This window comes from Maribacter sp. ACAM166, assembly GCF_005771495.1.
In the GTDB taxonomy this organism is placed as follows: domain Bacteria; phylum Bacteroidota; class Bacteroidia; order Flavobacteriales; family Flavobacteriaceae; genus Maribacter.
The window spans coordinates 1-1,663 of sequence record NZ_VAUW01000092.1; the positions used below are offsets into that span (position 1 = coordinate 1).

Annotated in this window: 1 protein-coding gene; it reads left to right on the forward strand. The window is 34.2% G+C overall.

Translation table 11 applies throughout. From position 1 onward, the window contains the following. Positions 1–12: 12 nt before the first annotated feature. Positions 13–1,663: APC family permease (locus tag ES765_RS21465; protein WP_138116579.1), on the forward strand; the 1,651-nt coding region annotated here is incomplete at its 3' end.

A 1,663-nucleotide genomic window follows, 5' to 3' on the forward strand; every position in this document is an offset into this window, starting at 1 on the left:
GAAGAAAAACTAATGAAAGAACATAAAAAGTTATCTGTATTAGCATCCACAGCTATATGCGGAAATGATATAAGCTCATCTGTATTATATGTATCTGCTCTAGCCATTGCCTTTGCTGGACAATACGCTTGGATTACACTACTTATTGTTTCGTTAGTGCTTTTTCTATTTAGGAAAATATATGGAGAAGTTGTTGGCGCATTACCCTTAAACGGTGGCGCCTATAATGCGTTATTAAATACGACTAGTAAATCTATGGCATCCTTTGCCGCCACATTAACGATATTGTCTTATATGGCTACAGCAGTCATTTCTGCAAATGAGGCCATTCATTATCTCCATCATTTGATTCCTGCAATTCCTATAATCATTGCCACCATCATATTACTTAGCCTTTTTGGTATTCTTACTATTGGCGGTGTTTCAGAATCTGCCAAAGTTGCTATAGCAATTTTCCTTTTCCATTTAGCATCTTTTGCTATACTAAGTGCTTTTATCATTTTCTTTCTTCTAAATAATGGTATTGAAATATTTATAGAAAACTGGCACTTACCAACCAAAGGAGGAAGTATAACGAATGCTATTTTTCTTGGTTTTGCAGCTTCAATGTTAGGAGTTTCTGGTTTCGAAAGTTCAGCCAACTTTGTAGAAGAACAGCAAAAAGGAGTATTTCCAAAAACATTGAAAAATATGTGGATTGTAGTGAGTATTATTAATCCCTTAGCTGCGTTGTTTGCTCTTTCATTATTTGCAATACCTCTATTGCAAAGTGATGCCTATCAAAATACGCTGTTAATTGAAATGGCATCTCACGTAGGTGGTAATTGGTTAGCAATCTTAATTGCTATTGATGCATTTTTGGTACTTAGTGGAGCTGTACTTACAAGTTTTGTTGGAGTTTCAGGTTTATTGGAACGTATGGCACTTGATCGTATTTTACCACAGTATTTTTTAAAGAAAAACAAAAAAGGAAGTTCATATCGTATTATTATTGTTTTCTTGCTCTTAACGGTATCAGTGTTACTAATAACGAAAGGAGATGTTAAGTTATTGGCCGGTGTTTATACCATTTCCTTTTTATTGGTGATGGCACTGTTCGGAATAGGAAACATACTATTAAAAGTAAAGCGCAATTCGTTACCTCGGCCTGAAAAAGCAGGATGGCTTTCAATATTGGTTGCAATTACGGCTGTTATTGTTGCTTTGGTAGGAAATGTAATAATGGAACCAAAAGTAGGAGTGCCAAGTAATTTATCTGTCTTCCTTGAATATTTTGTTCCATTCATTGTATTGATTCTGATAATGCTGAACCGGACTGTATTGCTAAAAGTCCTATTGAAGTTAATCCACTCTGTTTTTGATCCTTTTAGAAAATTAGTTTTGAAGACAGACAAGAAAATACTTTCGGTCATTGATGATATTAATTCTCAGGAATTTGTTTATTTCACAAAGGATGATGGTGTAGAAACCTTAAACAAGGTCATGCTCTACATTCAAAATAATGAACACACAAAAAAATTGAAAATAGTGACCGCAATTAGAAACGGAATTGCAATCACTGAACAATTTAGGAATGATATTAATGTCATTGATAGAGAATACCCCATGATCAAGATCGATTTTATTGAGTTAGATGATCACTTTGGTCCTGAACTCATCAATA